Annotated in this window: 20 protein-coding genes, 1 pseudogene and 1 riboswitch; of the genes and pseudogenes, 20 read left to right on the forward strand and 1 reads right to left on the reverse strand. The window is 32.0% G+C overall.

The features are described from left to right. The first annotated feature begins 2 nt into the window (after positions 1-2). From G9F71_RS11310 to G9F71_RS11365, 12 genes are all read left to right on the forward strand, one after another. Positions 3-143 (forward strand): hypothetical protein, encoded by a 141-nt coding sequence (locus tag G9F71_RS11310; RefSeq protein ID WP_164946980.1) that lies wholly within the window; start codon positions 3-5, stop codon positions 141-143. A 20-nt stretch (positions 144-163) separates the two neighbouring features. Beyond that, complete coding sequence (locus tag G9F71_RS11315; protein WP_164948210.1) at positions 164-343, forward strand: hypothetical protein; 180 nt, start codon at positions 164-166, stop codon at positions 341-343. Further along, positions 314-502: riboswitch (cobalamin riboswitch) on the forward strand. It overlaps the preceding gene by 30 nt. A 161-nt stretch (positions 503-663) precedes the next feature. Further along, positions 664-1,515 (forward strand): YitT family protein, encoded by an 852-nt coding sequence (locus G9F71_RS11320; protein WP_164948209.1) that lies wholly within the window; start codon positions 664-666, stop codon positions 1,513-1,515. Positions 1,516-1,569: 54 nt separating this feature from the next. Further along, positions 1,570-2,595, forward strand: coding sequence for a sigma-54 interaction domain-containing protein (locus G9F71_RS11325; RefSeq protein WP_164948208.1), 1,026 nt, complete (start codon positions 1,570-1,572; stop codon positions 2,593-2,595). Positions 2,596-2,897: 302 nt separating this feature from the next. After that, positions 2,898-4,352 (forward strand): 4-hydroxyphenylacetate 3-hydroxylase family protein, encoded by a 1,455-nt coding sequence (locus G9F71_RS11330; protein WP_164948207.1) that lies wholly within the window; start codon positions 2,898-2,900, stop codon positions 4,350-4,352. A gap of 7 nt (positions 4,353-4,359) precedes the next feature. Beyond that, positions 4,360-5,691, forward strand: a complete 1,332-nt coding sequence (locus G9F71_RS11335; protein ID WP_164948206.1) for an acetyl-CoA hydrolase/transferase family protein — start codon at positions 4,360-4,362, stop codon at positions 5,689-5,691. A gap of 14 nt (positions 5,692-5,705) precedes the next feature. Further along, on the forward strand, positions 5,706-5,894 hold the full coding sequence (locus G9F71_RS11340) for a ferredoxin family protein (RefSeq protein WP_125005648.1): 189 nt from the start codon (positions 5,706-5,708) through the stop codon (positions 5,892-5,894). Next, positions 5,887-7,020: a 2-oxoacid:acceptor oxidoreductase subunit alpha gene (locus tag G9F71_RS11345; protein ID WP_164948205.1), complete on the forward strand. Its 1,134-nt coding sequence runs from the start codon at positions 5,887-5,889 to the stop codon at positions 7,018-7,020. The genes G9F71_RS11340 and G9F71_RS11345 overlap by 8 nt, the downstream gene beginning before the upstream one ends. After that, the gene (locus G9F71_RS11350; RefSeq protein ID WP_164948204.1) at positions 7,017-7,799 is read left to right on the forward strand and encodes a 2-oxoacid:ferredoxin oxidoreductase subunit beta; all 783 of its coding nucleotides are present in this window, start codon (positions 7,017-7,019) and stop codon (positions 7,797-7,799) included. Before G9F71_RS11345 ends, G9F71_RS11350 begins: the two co-directional genes overlap by 4 nt. Before the next feature lie 15 nt (positions 7,800-7,814). Further along, positions 7,815-8,345 (forward strand): 2-oxoacid:acceptor oxidoreductase family protein, encoded by a 531-nt coding sequence (locus G9F71_RS11355; protein WP_164948203.1) that lies wholly within the window; start codon positions 7,815-7,817, stop codon positions 8,343-8,345. A 41-nt stretch (positions 8,346-8,386) separates the two neighbouring features. Then, entirely contained in the window at positions 8,387-9,751 is a 1,365-nt protein-coding gene (locus G9F71_RS11360; RefSeq protein WP_164948202.1) for an aldehyde dehydrogenase family protein, read from the forward strand. Positions 9,752-9,828: 77 nt separating this feature from the next. Then, positions 9,829-10,947, forward strand: coding sequence for a 4-hydroxybutyrate dehydrogenase (locus G9F71_RS11365; RefSeq protein WP_164948201.1), 1,119 nt, complete (start codon positions 9,829-9,831; stop codon positions 10,945-10,947). Positions 10,948-11,304: 357 nt separating this feature from the next. Here G9F71_RS11365 and G9F71_RS11370 read toward each other — a convergent pair. Then, positions 11,305-11,424: pseudogene (locus G9F71_RS11370) on the reverse strand (recombinase XerC); the annotation flags it as partial. 125 nt (positions 11,425-11,549) lie between these two features. Here G9F71_RS11370 and G9F71_RS11375 point away from each other — a divergent pair. From G9F71_RS11375 to G9F71_RS11410, 8 genes are all read left to right on the forward strand, one after another. Continuing rightward, positions 11,550-12,398: an MBL fold metallo-hydrolase gene (locus tag G9F71_RS11375; protein WP_164948200.1), complete on the forward strand. Its 849-nt coding sequence runs from the start codon at positions 11,550-11,552 to the stop codon at positions 12,396-12,398. A 165-nt stretch (positions 12,399-12,563) separates the two neighbouring features. Continuing rightward, positions 12,564-13,226 carry a Type 1 glutamine amidotransferase-like domain-containing protein gene (locus G9F71_RS11380; RefSeq protein ID WP_164948199.1) on the forward strand — a complete coding sequence of 221 codons (663 nt, stop codon included), beginning with the start codon at positions 12,564-12,566 and terminating at the stop codon, positions 13,224-13,226. 211 nt (positions 13,227-13,437) lie between these two features. After that, positions 13,438-13,584 (forward strand): hypothetical protein, encoded by a 147-nt coding sequence (locus G9F71_RS11385; protein WP_164948198.1) that lies wholly within the window; start codon positions 13,438-13,440, stop codon positions 13,582-13,584. A gap of 41 nt (positions 13,585-13,625) precedes the next feature. Then, positions 13,626-14,468, forward strand: coding sequence for a hypothetical protein (locus tag G9F71_RS11390; protein WP_164948197.1), 843 nt, complete (start codon positions 13,626-13,628; stop codon positions 14,466-14,468). 395 nt (positions 14,469-14,863) lie between these two features. Continuing rightward, entirely contained in the window at positions 14,864-17,068 is a 2,205-nt protein-coding gene (locus tag G9F71_RS11395) for a P-loop NTPase fold protein (protein WP_164948196.1), read from the forward strand. A gap of 193 nt (positions 17,069-17,261) precedes the next feature. Then, positions 17,262-18,341 carry a hypothetical protein gene (locus tag G9F71_RS11400; protein WP_164948195.1) on the forward strand — a complete coding sequence of 360 codons (1,080 nt, stop codon included), beginning with the start codon at positions 17,262-17,264 and terminating at the stop codon, positions 18,339-18,341. A 357-nt stretch (positions 18,342-18,698) separates the two neighbouring features. Continuing rightward, complete coding sequence (fmt, locus tag G9F71_RS11405) at positions 18,699-19,652, forward strand: methionyl-tRNA formyltransferase (RefSeq protein ID WP_224626338.1); 954 nt, start codon at positions 18,699-18,701, stop codon at positions 19,650-19,652. Between the two features lie 349 nt (positions 19,653-20,001). Further along, on the forward strand, positions 20,002-20,397 hold the full coding sequence (locus tag G9F71_RS11410; protein ID WP_164948193.1) for a VanZ family protein: 396 nt from the start codon (positions 20,002-20,004) through the stop codon (positions 20,395-20,397). Positions 20,398-20,444: the final 47 nt, after the last annotated feature.

The following is a 20,444-nucleotide window of genomic DNA, read 5'->3' on the forward strand; positions in this document are numbered from 1 at the left end:
GTATGAGCAAAATAAATAAGTTAATAAAATTTTCATTAAATGATTTATTTAATGCTACGTATTTAAATTTAAAAAGAGCAAGTGCATATGGATGTTTTCCAGAACCACCTCAAATTCTAAAATTAGGGTTAAATAATGTTTAGAATTTGAAGGAGGAACTATTATGAATATGTATCAAGACTTAGCTAAGGAATATCAAATCAATATAACAGGAAATAGAGAAGCAGATAGGGTTATTGTGGAAGAATTTAACAAGAACTCTGTTATGAATAAGGTTCAATTAAAAAAGGTTTTATGGAAGAATTTCAAAGAAACTTTTAAAAAAAGTAAAGGTATGAGATAGTTTGTATCTCATTTAAAAGGGAATTAGGTGAAACTCCTGAACGGTCCCGCCGCTGTAATGGTGAGAAGCTTTAAATTATACCACTGACAATTTTGTTGGGAAGGATTAAAGCGACTATGATCCAGAGTCAGAAGACCTGCCTTTATTAATGCACCAAGAACGCTACGAGAGATAGGGGGTGACGCATATTTGTACAAAAATGCATTTTATTTTTTGTGATGCTGTCACGCCCTTTAGTAGAAATACTAAAGGGTTTAATTTTTTGCAGGGAAAAAATATTATTCTAATGGGCAAAATAATTGATAATTAGGGGGAGTATTATGAAAACAAAGATAAAGGAATTTGTGCTTATAAATATAGGAATGATTATGGTATCAGCAGGTATGTACTTCTTTTTAATGCCAAACAATTTGGCAACAGGTGGAGCTAATGGACTAGCAATAGTTATAAATAAATTCATAGGGGGATTATCCGTAGGTTGGATTATGATAATAATAAATCTTTTTTTGTTTGTAATAGCATTTATTATTATAGGAAAGAGTTTTGGTGGGAAAAGTGTATATGCAAGCTTTGGCGTATCAGGTATTATAATCGTATTTCAAAAATTTATACCTATTAAAAATCCACTTACAGGAGATATTTTCCTAGAACTTGTATTTGGAATATTAATATCAGGTATAGGTATGGCCATAGTATTTAATCAAAATGCTTCAACTGGCGGTACAGATATATTAGCTAAAATATTAAATAAATATTTTCACATAAATTTAGGAAAAGGAGTTTTAATGTGCGATTTAATTATAACTATAATGGCAGCTTTTGCCTTTGGAATTAAGCTATCATTGTATGCGATGCTTGGAGTTATAATTAATGGTTATGTTATAGATAATATTATAGATGGGATAAACGTATGCAAAGAAGTTACAATAATAAGTAAGAACAGCTATAAAATAAGAAAATATATAAGAGAAGATTTAGAGAAAACATGTACTATATATAATGGAGTAGGGGGTTTTTCAAATGAGAATAAAGAGGTTCTTGTGGTCATTTTAGGAAGAAGGGAGTTTATAACACTTAAAAAATTTATAAACTCTGTTGATAAGGATGCTTTTATAACAGTAAATAATATATATGAAGCCTTTGGAGATGGATTTAAATCGTTAACACATTAAACAAGAAATTCAGGTAACTAATAGAGGAAATTTCTTTAAAGGGGATTATATATTATGAGTGAGGTTTTAGAGAATATAGAAGAAAGTAATGAAGAAAAAATAAAAAGTGATATTTTTAATATAAGTAAAATGATAATAGAAGATGATAATATGATACAAGTACTAAAGATGGCAAGCAAGGTTTCTAGGGTAAATACCACAGTCCTTGTGCAAGGAGAAACAGGTGTTGGAAAAGAAGGGATTGCGAAGTATATACATTACAATAGCTTAAGAAAAGAGGAATCTTTCGTTGCTATAAATTGTGGAGCTATACCTAAAAACTTAATAGAATCGGTACTTTTTGGCTATGAAGCAGGATCTTTTACAGGAGCAAATAAGCAGGGTAAAATAGGGGTATTTGAGCTTGCGGATAAAGGAACTATATTTTTAGATGAAGTTGGGGAATTATCACAAGAGGTTCAAGTTGAGCTTTTAAGGGTACTGCAAGAACATGAGATAGAAAGAGTAGGTGGATTAAAGCCAGTAAAGGTGGATGTTAGAATAATAGCAGCAACAAACAGAAATTTAAAGGAAATGATAGCGGAAAATTTATTTAGAGAGGATTTATACTATAGACTTAGCGTTTTTCCTATAAACATACCACCTCTAAGAGAAAGAAAGGGAGATATTGTACCACTTATCAAGTTCTTTACGGAAGAAATTAATGAAATGTATGGACTAAAAAGTTATTTTAGTGATGAGGCATTAGATTGCTTAAAGTATTACTCCTGGCCAGGAAATATAAGAGAACTTAAAAATATAGTAGAAAGATCTGTGGTTATGAGTGATAACAAAATTATATATGGAAAAAATTTGCCGGAATATATAAGTGATAGCTACAAAGGAAATGAAATGGAATTTAGTATAAGCAATTTAAGTATAAAAGGATGTAATTTGAAGGATATAATTCAGACTATAGAAGAAGAAATAATCGAGGATGCCATGAGACGTTATGGAAATATAAGAATGACAGCAAAAGCTTTAGGGGTTAATCCCTCTACATTAGTTAGAAAAAGGAAGAAATACAATAAAGAAAACTAAAAGAAAACTCTCTAAACTTCAATAAAAGTTTAGAGAGTTTTCTTTTTTATGACTTAAAGTATGCAAATTTGCACTGTATGCATTTTTGGATATGGCTAATTTGAAGGATTTGATTCAATAATTTAAGAAGAAGTTGCAATTAAGTAAAATGATTATAAGGTAAGTAAAACTATGAAAACCTTGTAAATAAGATTTTAACATAGACTTTTCAAGGGTCAAGCTATTAAAGAATAATAAATCCCATAGTTGGCACGGCTATTGCTTAGTATATATACATCAAGAGAAATTGGGGGGAATATATTATGCCATTAATGACAAGGAAAGAATATATTGATAGTTTAAGAAAATTAAAACAAAAAGTTTATTTATTTGGAGAGCTTATAGAAAATCCCGTGGATCATCCAATGATAAGACCATCATTAAATTCAGTAGCTATGACTTATGAACTTGCGCAGAAAAATGAATATGAAGGTTTAATGACAACTACATCAAGTTTAACAGGGAAAGTGGTAAATAGATTTTGTCATATTCATAAAAGTAATGATGATTTAATAAACAAAGTTAAAATGCAAAGATTATGCGGTCAAAATACAGGAGCATGTTTTCAAAGATGTGTTGGTATGGATGCTTTTAATGCTGTATATAGTACTACTTTTGAGATTGATGAAGCTCATGGAACTGATTATCATAAAAAATTCAAGAAATACATGGAGTACGTTCAAGAAAAGGATTTAGTTGTGGATGGAGCAATGACAGATCCTAAGGGAGACAGATCACTGGCTCCAAGTAAACAAAAGGATTTAGATTTATTTTTAAGAGTTGTAGAGAGAAGAGAAGATGGAATTGTTGTTAGAGGAGCAAAGGCTCACCAAACAGGAATGGTTAATTCTCATGAAATATTAGTTATGCCAACAATAGCAATGGGGCCAGATGATAAGGACTTTGCCATTGCATTTGCTGTGCCAGTTGATGCAGAAGGTATCTTTAGTATATATGGAAGACAATCTTGTGATACAAGAAAGTTAGAAGAGGGAGCAGAGATAGATTTAGGAAACAGTACTTTTGGAGGACATGAAACCTTAACTATATTTGAAGATGTATTTGTTCCAAATGAAAGAATATTTTTAAACGGAGAAGTAGAGTTTTCAGGAATGCTTGTAGAAAGATTTGCAGGATATCATAGACAAAGCTATGGTGGATGTAAAGTTGGAGTTGGAGATGTACTTATAGGAGCATCTGCTGTGGCTGCTGATTATAATGGAGCAAATAAGGCATCTCACATAAAAGATAAGCTTATAGAGATGATTCACTTAAATGAAACCCTATACAGCTGTGGTATTGCCTGTTCCTGCGAAGGCTCTGCTACAAAGTCTGGAAACTATCAAATAGATTTGTTATTAGCAAATGTTTGTAAACAAAATATAACAAGATTACCTTATGAGATAGCAAGACTTGCAGAGGATATAGCAGGAGGGTTAATGGTGACAATGCCATCAGAGAAAGACCTTAAGGACCCTAAAATAGGACCATATATAGAAAAATATTTAAAGGGCGTAGCTAGTGTCCCAACTGAAAATAGATTAAGAATACTAAGACTTATAGAAAATTTAACGCTAGGAAGTGCTGCCGTAGGTTATAGAACTGAGTCAATGCATGGTGCTGGTTCACCACAAGCTCAAAGAATAATGATATGGAGACAAGGTAATTTAGACAAAAAGAAAAAATTAGCTAAAGCTATAGCAAAAATTAAGGAGTGAAATTCTTATGGAGTGGAAAGAGGTATATAAAGAAAAAATAGTTACAGCTAGTGAAGCTTCGCAAAAAATAAACTCTGGAGATCGGGTAGTTATTGGTCATGCAGTTGGAGAACCTAAACTAGTTATAGATGCAATGATTGAAAATAAGGAAAGTTACGGAGATGTAGAAATAGTTCACATGGTGGGGATGGGAAAAGGAACATATGCAAGAGAAGAAATGGCTCATCACTTTAAGCATAATTCCTTATTTGCTGGAGCATCTACAAGAGAAGCTATAAATAGTGCTAGAGGAGAATTCACACCTTGTTTTTTTTCAGAAATCCCAAGATTATTTAGAGAAGAGTATTTAAAGGTAAATGTGGCTATAATTCAAGTTTCAGAGCCTGATGAACATAGTTTTTGTAGCTTTGGAGTTTCAAATGATTACACTAAAGTAGCTGCAGAGTGTGCAGACATAGTTATAGCCGAAGTTAATAAGAAGATGCCAAGAGTACTGGGCGATAATTTTATACATGTTAAAGATATAGATTACATAGTAGAGGCCGACTATGAAATTATGGAACTTAAAAAAGGCGAAATAGGAGAAGTGGAAAATGAAATAGGAAGAAACTGCTCCTTTATTATAGAGGATGGATCCACATTACAACTGGGAATAGGTGCCGTGCCAGACGCTGTACTTTTAAATTTGAAAGATAAAAAGGATTTAGGTATACATTCAGAGATGATATCAGATGGAGTAGTAGACCTTGTAGAAGCTGGAGTTATAAATAACAGGAAAAAGACAATTCATAAAAATAAGATAGTAGCTACGTTTTTAATGGGAACAAAGAAACTATATAATTTTGCAGATAATAACCCAATGATAGATATGTTCTCTGTTGATTATGTAAATGATCCATATGTTATAAGTCAAAATGATAACATGGTATCAATAAATTCATGCATACAAATAGATTTGATGGGACAAATAGCATCAGAGTCTATAGGACTTAAGCAATTTAGTGGAGTAGGAGGACAGGTAGATTTTATTAGAGGTGCAAATAGATCTAAAGGTGGTAAAGCAATAATAGCAGTTCCATCAACAGCTTCTAAAGGCAGTGTTTCTAGAATAGTTCCATTTTTAGATAATGGAGCTACAGTAACAACATCAAGAGCAGATGTTCATTATGTAGTTACGGAGTATGGTATAGCAGAACTAAGGGGAAAGACATTAAAAGAAAGAGGCAGAGCTTTAATAAATATAGCTCATCCTAAATTTAGGGGAGAGTTAATTAAAGAGTGGGAAAGAAGATTTAATAGTAAATTTGATTATTTTATATATTATAAGATTCATAAGTAAAGGATGATAAAAAGATGGTTTATATAAAAGAAGAGTATTGTAAAGGATGTCAGCTTTGCATAGATTTTTGTCCTAAAAAGGTTTTAGTTATGAGCCTTGGAAAAGCAACAGTTGAAAAGGGAGACTTATGCATAAGCTGTGGTATATGTGAGAGAATTTGTCCTGATTTTGCTATAACAATAGGAGGGGACAAAAATGAGTAATATGGTATTAATGCAAGGAAATGAAGCCTGCGTTGCGGGTGCAATAAAAGCTGGAATGAAGTTCTATGCAGGTTATCCAATAAGTCCTGCTAGTGAAATTGCTGAAATAGCATCGGTAGAATTGCCTAAGGTAGGTGGCAAGTTTATCCAGATGGAGGATGAGATAGCAGGTATGGCAGCAGTAGTTGGAGCTTCACTAGCAGGCTTAAAATCAATGACAGCTACAAGTGGACCGGGATTTTCATTAAAGCAAGAGGTTATAGGATACGCTTCAATGGCTGAGATACCCTGCGTAATAGTAGATGTTATGAGAGGAGGTCCAAGTACAGGACTTCCAACATCAGTATCACAAGGTGATGTAATGCAAAGCATGTGGGGAACTCATGGAGATCACCCAGTTATTGTAATAACACCTATAAGTGTATCAAGTATTTATAAATTAACTATAGAAGCATTTAACTATGCAGAACAGTATAGAGTCCCAGTAATACTGCTATTAGATGAAGTTATTGCCCATATGAGAGAAAGTATATCTTTAGAGGATTATGAGGCTGAAATAGTTGATAGGAAAAAGCCAGATTATTGTAATAAAAATGGATTCAAAGCCTATGAGATTACAAAAGATATGGTACCGGCCATGGCAAATATAGGTGAGGGTTTCAATTTTCACGTTACAGGACTTAGCCATGATGAATATGGATATCCATCAAATTTAAATGAGGTAGCTGGAGATCTTATAACTAGACTTTTATGTAAAATCAAAAATAATAGGGGTAGCATAGTTAGATATGAAGATATTAAAACAAAGGGTTGCAAAAATCTAATAGTTTCATTTGGTTCTGTAGCAAGAGTATGCAAGGAATTAGTAGAAGGCGAAAAGCTTGAAGATACAGGATTATTTATACCTTATACTATATGCCCATTTCCAGACAAGGAATTAGAAAAAATCATAGAGGACAATAATATAGAGAATATATTTGTACCGGAACTAAATGCAGGACAGCTTATAAATGAAATAGATAGAATATCAAAAGGCAGGTGCAAAGTAGTTGGAATAAATAAGTATTGTGGTGAAATATTTGAGCCAAGTGAAATTGTAAATGCCATAAGGGGAGAGCACAGATGAATCAAGGGCTAATAGATAAATATTTAAGGAAAGATAAATTGCCACATATATGGTGTAGTGGATGTGGTAATGGAATAATATTAAAAGCATTAGTTGAGGCTATTGATGCTTCAAATATAAATAAAGAGGATATATGCATTGTAGGGGGCATAGGCTGCTCATCGAGAGCAGCTCAATATATGAATTTTGATACAATACACACATTACATGGGAGAGCTATACCTTATGCTACAGGAATAAAACTAGCAAATCCTAAAATGAAGGTTATAGTAATATCTGGTGATGGTGATGCAACCGCTATAGGTGGAAATCATTTAATACATGCTTGTAGAAGAAATATAGATTTGACTGTAATTGTTTTCAATAACAATATATATGGAATGACAGGAGGACAATGTTCACCTACAACGCCAAAGGATGCAAGAACAACTACTTCCGAAGGTGGAAATCTTTGTAGAGATTTTGACATATGTAAGTTGTGTGATGCAGCAGGAGCAACTTATATAGCTAGAAGTACAGTAGCGCATTACAATCACTTAGTAAAAGCTATAGAAGGTGCTATTTTAAGAAAAGGATTTTCGGTGGTGGAAGCACTAACTACTTGTCCAGTTCAATATGGGAGAAGAAATAAATTAAAGAAGCCTTCAGATATGATAAAGGTACTTAAAAATGGTGGAGCAGAAAATGAAAAACTTAAAATAGGAGTTTTCAAGGATGAAAATGAAGATGAATATGTAGAGCAGTACTTAAAATATATTAGCACTCAGGTGATAATTTAAGGAGGAAGCTTAATCATGGATAAAAGAGAAATAATTTTCACGGGACTTGGAGGACAAGGAATAGTTAAAGCAGGAATAATACTGGCAGAAGCTGCGGTACTGGAAGGAATGCACGTTGTTCAAACTCAAAACTATGGACCAGAATCTAGAGGTGGATGTTGCAGGGCAGACGTAATAATTTGGGATAAAGATATATCTTATCCAAGGGTAGACAATGCGGATATAATTTTAGCCTTAAGTCAAAGTGGGTATGACAAGTTTAAAAACAATTCAGCAGAAGGTGCTGTTGTAATTGTAGATGAAACTGTAGATATTGAAGGAGATAGTAATTGCATTAAACTACCTTTAATAGAGGCATCAGAAGTGCAGCTTAAGAATCCTCAAAGCATAAATATGTTATGTTTAGGAGCCTTGGCAGCAGTAACAAAATTAGTTGATTATGAAAGCTTAAAGAAAGCTATAAGTGAAAACGTGCCAAGAGCCACTTTGGATAAAAATATGCTAGCTTTTAATAAAGGGATATCTATGGTTGAAGCTTTAGCATAACAATAAATTTAAATTACAAAGATTGATAGGGGGAACTAAACATGGAAACAAAAAATTATGTAGATTTATTAATGGAAAAGGGAAGAAGAGCTCAAAAGGAATTCGAAAAATTTTCTCAAGGTCAAGTAGATGAAGTAGTAAAGGCCATTGGAAAAGTAGTATATGATAGAGCAGAAGAATTAGCAAAAATGGCTGTAGATGAAACTAGAATGGGCGTTTACAATGATAAAGTAGCAAAAAATAAAGGAAAGTCAAAAATGATATGGAAAAGTTTAAAGGATAAGAAGTCAGTTGGAATAATAGAAGAAGATATTGAAAATGCAATTATAAAAGTGGCTAAGCCTATGGGCATAATTGGAGCTGTAACTCCATGTACTAATCCAATAGTAACACCTATGTGTAATTCAATGTTTGCATTAAAAGGGAGAAATGCAATAGTAATAGCTCCTCATCCAAGAGCAAAGAAATGTGCCAAATATGTAGTAGACTTATTCAATGAGGAACTTAAGAAGTTAGGTGCTCCAGAGCACTTAATTCAGGTTATAGAAGAACCATCTATAGAGCTTACAAATGATCTTATGAAGAAGGTAGATGCAGTTGTTGCAACTGGTGGAATGGGAATGGTTAAGGCTGCATATAGTAGTGGAAAGCCAGCTTATGGCGTTGGTGCTGGAAACGTTCAATGTATAATTGATAGAGATGTAGATATAGAGGAGGCTGTGCTTAAGATTATAGAAGGAAGAACTTTTGACAATGGAATAATATGCTCAGGGGAGCAATCTATAATAGCACCAAAAGAAAAATTTAGTGAAATTATGAAGGCCTTTAAGAAAAATGGAGCTTATTACGTAGAAGATGAAGAAATAATCGAAAAATTTGCAAAGGTAATATTTCCTGAAGGGATTATAAATGGAAAAATAGTTGGTCAAAGTGTTGAATTTATAGCTAATATGGCTGGAGTTAATATTCCAAAGGGAACTAGGGTTATAGTTTTAAAGGCTAGAGGATATGGGGACAAGGATCTATTATGTAAAGAAAAAATGTGCCCTGTTATGGTTGCCTTTGAATATGACAAATTTGAAGATGCAATCCATATAGCTCAAAGTAATTTAGAAGTGGAAGGAAAGGGTCACTCTTGCGCTATACATTCAAATAGTATGGAAAATATTAAATTAGCTGGTGATAAATTAACAGTAAGTAGACTGGTAGTTAATCAACCATCAGCAACTTGCGCAGGTGGTGGAGCGAAAAATGGATTTGCTCCAACAACTACACTTGGATGTGGTTCCTGGGGAAATAACAGTATTTCAGAAAACTTAGATTATAAGCATCTTATAAACATTTCAAGAATAGGTTTATATAATGAAAATGCAAAAGTATTAAGAGACGAGGAAATTTGGAATTAGGTTACGGAGAACAGAGGAAAATTGAGAGTTGAGAGTTTATGGGTGATTTGCTATATTAGGAATGCAGGAGGGGAATAATGAAACTTTTAGAGGTTAGACCACAAATATGTAAATTTAATAATTGTTTAGAGTTCGCTAATGAATTTAAACTAGGGGAAAAGGATTTAATATTCACTAACAAATTTTTATATGAAAGATTCCTTAAAACTTTAAATACAAATTGTAACTATATATTTCAAGAAGACTACAATTTAAAAGAGCCTTCAGATGATATAATAGATAAGATAATAGGGGAAATAAAGCATAAGAAAATAGATAGAGTTGTTGCAATAGGCGGAGGTTCTATAATAGATATTGCTAAAATATTAATATTAAAGGATGTAACAACAACTAAAGAGCTTTTTGAAAAAAAGATACCTATAGTAAAGGAAAAGACGCTTATAATAGTTCCTACAACCTGTGGAACAGGAAGTGAAGTTACAAATATATCAATTACAGAAATAAAATCAAAAGGTACAAAAATGGGTCTTGCCGCAGAGGAGCTATATGCTGATTATGCAGTTTTAATACCAGAACTTGTGCGCGAACTTCCTTATGAATTCTTTGTATATAGTTCAATAGATGCGCTTATACATGCTATAGAGTCATTAGTATCCCCAAAAGCAAATGCTTACACCGAAATGTTTAGCTTTGAGGCTATTAAGATAATAATAAATGGTTATAAGGCTATAATAGAAAAAGGTGTGGATTATAGAAAAGAGATAATAGAAGACTTTCTTATAGGGAGTAACTATGCTGGCATAGCCTTTGGAAATGCAGGAGTTGGAGCTGTACATGCACTATCCTATCCCTTAGGAGGAAAGTATCATGTGCCTCATGGTGAAGCAAATTATGCATTCTTTATAGAAGTATTCAAATTCTATAATAGAAGTAATGCAAATGGAAAGATCAAGAGGGTTAATCAATTTATAGCTGATATTCTTAATGTGCCAGAAGAAAAAGCATATGAAGCATTGGAAGAGCTACTAAAGAACTTAATAGTAAGGAAGAATCTAAATGAGTATGGCATGAAGGAAGAGGAAATAGAAATATTTAGCCAAGGTGTTATAGAAACGCAGGGGAGATTGCTTCAGAATAATTATGTGGAAATGAGCTTGGAGGATATTAGGGGTGTATATAGGTGGTTGTATAAATAGTAGGGTTGATGGGGGACATTATTTAAAGGGAATATGCTCCCATATACAGAATATGTGGAATACTGCTGGCTACTAAAAAGAAAAGTATAGAGTTGTGATAATTTAAAAAGATAGTAAAACTTTGTAATTAAGTTTTGCTGTCTTTTTTTTGTTAAGGTAGTGATTGAGAGCGAAGGGTTTAAGTTTAAATAATGGATAAAAATAAAGAGATATTATAGGTAAAATAAACATATAGTGTTAAAAATTGTAGTATAATGAAAGTGAACGAGATTAGAATAAAGGTGGAGACTACAATTATTATTCTTGAGGAAAAAATATGAAACTAATGGTTTTTGTTTTTTAGTATGCTGGGTATGTCTATAATAATGGATTAGAGTTTACAGCAGATTGTAATTGATGCTCATCAATATGTGTATATATTTCAGTCGTAACAACGCTTTCATGACCAAGTATTTGCTGTAGGGAGCGTATATCTACGCTTGAAGATATACCAATACCTATAAAAAGTATTTTAGTAATGTAACGAGAGCAGTTAAAAAGATTGAGAACATAAAGAAAAAGCTTATGCTTGATGAAAAAAGAAATTATTGGAGGGAAGTTACATGAAATTTAAAGTATTAGGTTCTGGAGGATGTACGTCAATACCTAGAGCAACATGTAGTTGTAGAGTATGTAAAGAAGCGAGGGAGAAGGGAACACCATACTCGCGTTTTGGTTGTTCATTATTTATAGAGGATATCAATTTGTTAATTGATACTCCAGAGGATATTAATATTGCACTAAATAAATTTGATATAAAGAGTATTGATAATGTGCTTTATAGCCATTGGCATCCCGACCATACTCTAGGGATGAGAGTTTTTGAACAGATAAAAATAAATTGGTGTGAATTATCGGTTGGAATTAAAAATAAAAAACCTATAAATGTGTTTGGATTGGATTATGTAATTGAAGATATACGTTCAATAAAAAATAAATTCGGACCGTATGTTGAAAATTACGAAAAAAACTATAATTTAATAAAAATAAATGTTGTTGATAGAGAACTAAATATAAATGATATAAAAATTACAATCATACCTGTTAGTAATAAGATTAGCTCAGTATTTGTATTTGATCAAAAGGATAAAAAAGTTATTTATGCACCATGTAATGTAAAACCTTTTCCAGATGAAGATTTATTTAATAATGCTAATTTATTGATAATTGGAAATACAATAACTTCAGAAGTAGCAAAAGATAATTTTATTATTGATAACGATAATGAAATGAGAAAACATTTGTTTGTTATGAATGAAATTGTTGAACTAAAAAAACAGTATAATGTTAATAAGGTTATTATCACTCATTTAGATGAGGACTGGGGATTATCATATGATGATTATTTGAAAAAAGCAAAGAATTATGACAATATAGAATTTGCGTATGATGGATTGAATATAGAAATATGATATGGTAAAAAAGAAATGCTTATAAAAACTTCTATTTGAGGAATCTTTGACACTTGAGATTAATTTTCTGAATAGTAGCCCACCTCAGAAATTTAATGCGTCTCAGTAAAATAAGGCGAACTACAGATTATTTTATATTATATAAACTTTACTACGGAGGTGCTTATGAAAACACACTATTATTTAGGTTGGTTTAACGATGTTTTTCTTGAGAAGCTGGTCAGGTTGTTGCATGAGGATATTACTGATAGAAAATCACTTGTTATGATTAGCGCGAATCCATTTCTTCATGAAGATGAGGAAGTTGGTGCTACTGAACGCTCGTGGCTTGACCAGGCCAACATTATGTTTGATGAATATCATTTAATTGATTATGGAGTACAGAAGGAAGATGCCCAAAAATTAATCCAAAATGCTTCGGTAATTTTCTTGTTGGGTGGAAATACTGTTGAACAGAACGGTATTTTGATTAAATATGAATTGTCGGATTTGATTAAAAAAAGCAGAGCCGTTGTGATGGGAACAAGCGCTGGTGCGATAAACATGTCCGCTAAATGGTTATGCTCGAAATACACTGGCTATAAATGTGAAATAAGCTCTATTTACGACGGTATCGGCCTTGACGATTTTTCTGTCCTGTCTCATTTTAATCTTGAAAATAACATTGCGCAGATTCAAGGCGAACTATCGCCCTTATCAGAAGAAATGAACGTTTATGCGTCGAACAAAGATTGCGCTATACGTGTAAAGGGAGACAAAATCGATATTTTAGGCAATGTATATTTAATTTCCCACTCAAAGATTCAGAAGTTGGATGAGACGCTTTAGTTGTGGTGAGTGGCTATGGCTTAACTGAATTAATTTCTTTATGCAAAACTTCTGCAACAGGCAAGGTCATGGTCGCAGTATTAAGCATAATGTAACTATAAAATACAGATTATGTCTAATAATCGGCAGTTAAAAAAGTGATTTTTTTAAGAGTGTAAGAAATATTAGTAGATGATTTTATAATGGAGATAAATAAAATTGGAGGTTTAATATGGATAATATTAACAAAAATGCTTTGTCCAGAATTGCGGATATAATCACAAGAGGAAATCTAATAATACCTGAATTAGATGGGTTTAAACGAGTTTTTTACAATGTGGGACTAAGTGAGTATTATGAGGGCACATCCATGAACTAAAAGAAACAAGAAAGGAAGAAAATTGGGATATTTATTACTATATGAATGATAGGTCATATTCAGGGCTATTAAATATTTTTTATGTAATTACAGATGATTCTACCTTATTTATTAAACTTCTTAATAGCATTTTGAAAAAAGTTTCTATTTACAAAATATTTAATGATAAAATAGATAAGGTTGTTTCAAGAAGCACATATAGTCAGTATGCTGATGTTAAAGAATATTTAAACAAAAAAGGAAGTGCTAAGGCTAATGAACTTTTGAAAGATTTTGAATCTAAAGAGTTCAAAGAGTTAAGAACTAATTTGAATCTACTAACTTTGGATATTTCATTTACTGATGAGTTAAATTTATCAATATCTTCACTAACACTTAGGGAAGAAGAGGAGACTGCTTATAAAAGTGGAATGCTTAGTTGGCTAGAGAAGAATTATAAGAATGTTCTTAGTTCTTATGAGAATGCAGTGAAGATGTGTAGCCAAGGGAATAGTGTAGAATGTCTTAGTGACTGTAGAAACGTTTTAACTGGAATTTTTACATATCATAAAGAAGAAGGGACTAAATGGTATAATGGGCTTAAATCAGCTTGTAAAGATGATAAAAATATTAATAATGTAAATATTCCAAGTAATATTTCTTTATGGAAGAATGGAGCAGCAAATGATGTTGATCCTAATAAGAGGTACAGTTATCCAAGGTTTAAGACAATTAGTCAAATTTATTCTTTTCTTTCAGATTTAGGACCACACAAAGATGAAGCTAATATTGTTGATGGTATTGTAGATTTTGAGAATCCTACACTTGAAGATGCTTTTGGGGGACTAAGGCTAACAGAGAGCATATTAATATGGTTATATCAAAATCAATCTAACGATTTATAATTTGGTTATTTCTGTAGAAAATATCGCCTAAGAATGCATTCAAGTTTGATTTGGCTGTTTAGGGCAAAAACTAGAACATAGTGATTAGTATTTACTTAGTAAGGATAGCTATATAAATTTGGTTGAAATTTTATTTTTAAACTACCTATTTGGCTAATAATAGGTAGTTCAAATATCTGAAAAAAAATAATACAAGAAACAGTGCGCAGATGTCACGGATAGAGAATAACAACTGCGCCAAATCGTTTAATGAGTTTTTAGGAGGCCAATACTATGGCCATTCCGGTTGCAAAGCCTTTTGACTGTATGTAAAATGGATTGATAATTTAGGAACGTTAAATGTAGACTAGCGAACTAATAGTTTTGCTATAACTATGTAAATAGGAGATGATAGTATGTTTAATACAGATAAGCCAATAAATAAAATAAGTGAAGACAAGCTTGGACGGAGTTCATTTGCCAAACAACTCGCAAATGCAATAATGCAATTTAAAACAAAAGATAATTATGCAATCTCACTACAAGGAAAATGGGGCTGTGGAAAGACCTCCGTCCTAAATATGGCGGTTGAAGAAATCAGACAATTATCTGAAGTAGTAGATAATAGCGAAAAAATAGTTATTATACAATTTAATCCTTGGAACTTTACTGATACCAATCAACTTATAAATCAATTTTTCCTGACTCTCTCAAATTCTTTGAAATTTAATAATAAGGAGCAGAAAATGCAAAATGTAGGGTCTGCAATTGAAAAGTATTCATCCGCTTTAGAGTATTCAGAGTATATACCTGTAGTAGGACCATACTTAAAACTATTGCCTAAGCTATCCGAAATGCTAGGTAAGTCAATGAAGGATAAGGGGGAGTCGAAACAAAATGATGTTTCTTATAGAAAAAACGAAGTAGAACAAGCATTAAGAGAGTTAGATACCAGAATTTTAGTAGTGATTGATGATATTGACAGACTTTCGAATGAACAAATTCAACTTATTTTTCAATTGGTAAATGCTGTTGCTGGTTTTCCAAACATAACATATTTGCTTTCATTTGATAAAGATGTTGTGGTGCGCGCATTAAGTAATGTCCAACATTGTGATGGAGAGGAATATCTGGAAAAAATAATTCAGGTTCCGTTTGATGTGCCGCCATTAAGTATTAAAAGGCTTCATAATATTCTATTTGAAAAGCTCGATGATTTAGTTGAAGTTCACGGTGGCATGGAATTTGATTCAGCACGCTGGTTAAAAGTTTTTAATTCTTGCATCAGCCCTTTTATAAACACATTGCGTGATATTAATAGATTTTGTAATACTTTAACGTTTATGTATTCGACAGTAAAGGAAGAAGTAGATTTTATTGATATGGCGGGGATATGTTCCTTACGGGTATTTGCTTCTTCGATTCTTAAGTGGATTAGGGAGAATAAATTTTCTATTGTTGGAGGTTATAATGGTGGAGGTATTTCTCTAAATGATGTAAAGAAACAAGAGGAAGAAACGTTACAACGTTTTCAAGAAATTTACCCCGAAAATCCCCAAGTCATGCTAAAGGCTGTTGCTAGTTTATTTCCTATGTTTTCTAATAGAATTTCACTTTCAAGTGCTTTTCAAACACCCTCAGAAATTCATCAGGCAATGAGAATAGCTTCTGAGAGTAAATTCGATTTGTATTTTTCACTTTCTTTAGACGATATAAAAATCAGCAGAAATGAGATTGATGATTCTTTATCGCGCATGAAAGAAGATGAGTTGCGGTCATATATTGATACGCTTAATCAACGCGACCTTTTTGATGTTTATTTAAAGGAAATCAAGTATCATTTATCTAGGATTCCAGAAAAAAGAATAGATCTTATTTTGAGTGTGTTAGTATTTCAAAGTGGAAGAATTGCAGAGAAAGAAATGCAGTTGATAGGTGCCGATTCAACAACAATTAGTGTTTATACGATTTCGGATTTACTCTTTAGAATTAGTGATGAAAACATACGTTTTAATATTATAGCAAATATGCTTTCCAACTCAGACTTCTTATCATTTCAGTTTTTATTGCATCTTATACATATAATTGAACTGTCTTATGGGAGAATTGCCGAAACATCTAGTGCGCAAAAACCAAAACTTATTAGTCTAGATAATTTGTACAAAATTGAAGCAATATTTTTAGAAAGGACAAAAAGTTTTGTAGCGAGTACAAATTTATTTAATTGGAAAGAACTACGAAGAGTTTTGGTTCTTTGGAAGTTTATAGAGAAAGAAACATATTCAGAGTATATAAAAACTGCGATAACCAATGAACTCAATGCTATTAAATTTTTGGCATTGCATGTAACTACTTGGTCATCTGCGGGGGAAGTATGTGAATATGAGCTTCAAGATGATTCTTACACGAAAATTATCAGTACTGCGGAGTTTATAAAAGTAATTCATAGCATGCGAATAACCAAAGATTTTTGGATGTTAGATGAAAAGATTATTGAATCAACCGTTGCTTTTGCCTTAGCGACAGAGCTTTCTAATGTAAAAAAACTAATTGAAATTAAAGATGTCAAGAAAAGAATTGGCGAATGGAAAAACGAGTTGCCAGAGCAAGCTAATTGTTGAGTATAGAATTATTTGCTGATGAAAAATGAAGACATCAAAAACAAAATTAAATAGATAATTTAGAATTGTCCATTATGTCTATAATGGGCAGTTCCTCAAATTAGCACTTAGTTTATAAATGTCGGAAATACCGTAGTTAGGTGAAATTATTTATTTATACAAGATAGTCTGTAATTATAGAGAGGTGGATAATATGGATAATTGCATTTACTTAGGTGGATTATCAGAAGAATTGACTTATAACAGTCAAGAGCATTTGATTCCAGCAGGACTTGGTGGGAGATTAAAACTACCTAAGGGATTTGTATCAGACCAAGCAAATGAAAAATTCTCAAAATATGAGCTTTTTGGTTTAAGAAAATCGCTTCTGACAGGGAACAGAATGAGACATGGTCCTGGTAAGAGAGGTAATCAGAACATAAGGAAAGAAAAAGCACCAGTGATTCGTATGCTAAAAGAGAATAGAGATAACGGAGAAAATCTTTTGGGATATATATTTGCAGGTGAAGCATATGTCCTTCCTCAAATAAGATATTCGTTTAATTATCTTTCTGGGAAGATAGACGTAAAATATGTATGTGATAATTTCAATATTGAAAACTTAGAGAGTTATCAGTTAGATTTTAGAAGAAAAATAATGGATTTTCTATTTAACGAAATTAAGTCTTATAACCATATTGATAATGATATAGACAAAAATATTAGTACGGTAAATATTGGGTTACATAAAGGCAAATGGTATTTAGCAACCAATATATCAAATTTTGATATGGATAAATTCTCAAATGAAGTCATTGAATATACTATCAACCAAACCTTTAGCCTAAAAATGACTGCAGTAGAAGAAGTAATTCAAGAAGCAGCGAAGATTGAATTTAAATATAGCCATCCTATAGATATTACAAGTGAATCATTTGGATTCATATTCGTAAAAACTGCATTTAATGCTTTAGCATATCTTGTAGGGCAAGAGATTGCTTCATCAAATATATTTGATGAATTGCGGAATGACATCATAAACTGCAGAAATTTAATTAAGTATATACAGCCAAGTGAAATGCATGGTAGGGTGTTTTCTGAACATATCCAAGAAATGCCTCAAAATGCTCATTGTGTTTATTTAGTGTCAAAAGATAATATGGTTTATTCATATGTATCGTTTTATAACGAGTGGCATGCACATATGGTTTTATCAGATAGATATAATGGTGAAGATTTTGTAGAAGGATTTGTATGTGATTGGAAAGCAAAAAAGGAGTATAGGTGCAAATAAACAACTTCACCTAACAATGTACTCAAGTTCGTTTTGGACAATTTGGGTCAAGTCTTCGAAGAAGCCAAAACACATTCCTTCACCGGTGCAAGCACGCTAACGGGTATTCCTTTTGGCTTCGGTTCAGGAACGTCTTGAGTGTGATAACGTTAGTATGATTTCAACTTCTCATTATCCATATAATTGGACATGCTGTAGAACTTCTAATTAGGCTAATAATGCGCTGTCGAAAAAATGAATACTTAATTGATGAGTGTAGTGAAAATCAAAACTTTGATATGGCGAACTAGTAGAATATTGTGTAACTAATGAATAACTACAAAATATATTTTGTAGTATCAAAGGGAGGTATCAATAATGAAAATAGTTTTTATGGGAACTCCTGATTTTGCAGTTCCCTCATTGAAGAAAATGATAGAGAAATATAATGTAAGTGCGATTGTAACACAACCTGATAAACCAAGTGGAAGAGGGAAAAAGGTAGCAATTTCACCAATCAAAGAGGTCGGACTATCGAATCAAATTCCAATTTTTCAGCCCGAAAAAATAAAAACAGACTCTGTAATTATTGATAAATTAAAAGAAATAAAACCTGATTTTATTATTGTTGTAGCATATGGTCAAATCATAACTAAGCATATACTTGACATACCAAGACTCGGATGTATTAATCTACATGCGTCTCTCCTCCCAATGTATAGGGGGTCATCACCAATAAATTGGAGTTTAATAAATGGGGAAATAACAACTGGAAATACAACTATACTAATGGATACTGGTATAGATACGGGTGATATGCTTATGAGAAGTGAGTTTGACATATCTGAATCTATGACAGCAGGAGAATTGTACAAATTATTAAAAATAAACGGTGCTGAACTGTTAGAGGAAACAATAAATGGAATTATCACAGGTAAAATTTGTGGGGTAAAACAACAGAGTGATGGAATTTCTTATGTACAGATGTTAAACAAGCAAATGGCAAAGATTAATTGGAATGACAGTAGTATTAACATACATAATTTAATAAGAGGATTGAGTTCTTGGCCATATAAAAATATAAACTCATGGCCAACTGCTCATACTTATTATAAAGATATTCCAATTAAAATATTCAAATCCAAGTCATTAGAGGCAAATATTATTAAACCACCTGGTTATATCATAGATGCAAATAATGAAGGAATTACAGTAGCCACCAATAACGGTATTCTGATTATAGAAATATTACAGTTTCCAGGGGGGAAACCTCTTGAGGTAAAAGAATTTTTAAAAGGAAATAAAATAGAAAAAGGCATTGTATTAGCATAATCAATTATGATTATTGGTTCGTAATATTCTAAACGTACGACACAACCAACTGTTAGAATTACTAAATTAATTGAGTAATTCTGCATTTTTTATATATTCTTCAGCTTCCCATTATTCTTAGCATGGGAAGCTGTATATCTAAAGAAGAAACTCGTAAAATAAATTGAACAAAAGATTATTTAGATAATCTAATCTGTAATCAAGAAGGTGAAAATAAAGATGTTAAGTAGTTATTTACAAAATGGGATGTTTTATTTTTATGGTTACATACATAAAGTATTAATTATTTTTTGTGTATACTGTTATAAAATTTTTAGTTAAAAGAAAATTTGAAATTAAACCGCTAATCATGTTATGTGAATTTGCATGGATTTTTATAGTTTTTCTGATTTTGCAAATCACGGGTATTATCGGTGATTATTTTGGTACAACTTCATTTTTTGATGGAATTGCAAATTTTAGCTTTGACTTTTTTAAAGAAGGGTTATCTATAGCAACCTTATTAAATATAATACTATTTATTCCTTTTGGGTTCTTCTCGGCAATAGTTTTCAAAAAACTTATGGATAAATGGATTTATGGAGTTTTGATAGGTCTCATTTTTTCAATAATAATTGAATTTCTACAAACATTTAATGGTCGTTATGGAAGTTTACAAGATGTAATAATGAACACAATTGGAACATTTATAGGGTATGAAATATGGTTTTGGTTGTCAAGACTCATACAAAGACAAAAGAAATAAAAATGATTATCATTGTGTAGGCTAGGCTATGAGGATACCCTTTAGTA

Origin of the sequence: Clostridium sp. FP2, assembly GCF_011065955.2 — a bacterium.
In the GTDB taxonomy this organism is placed as follows: domain Bacteria; phylum Bacillota; class Clostridia; order Clostridiales; family Clostridiaceae; genus Clostridium_AD; species Clostridium_AD tagluense.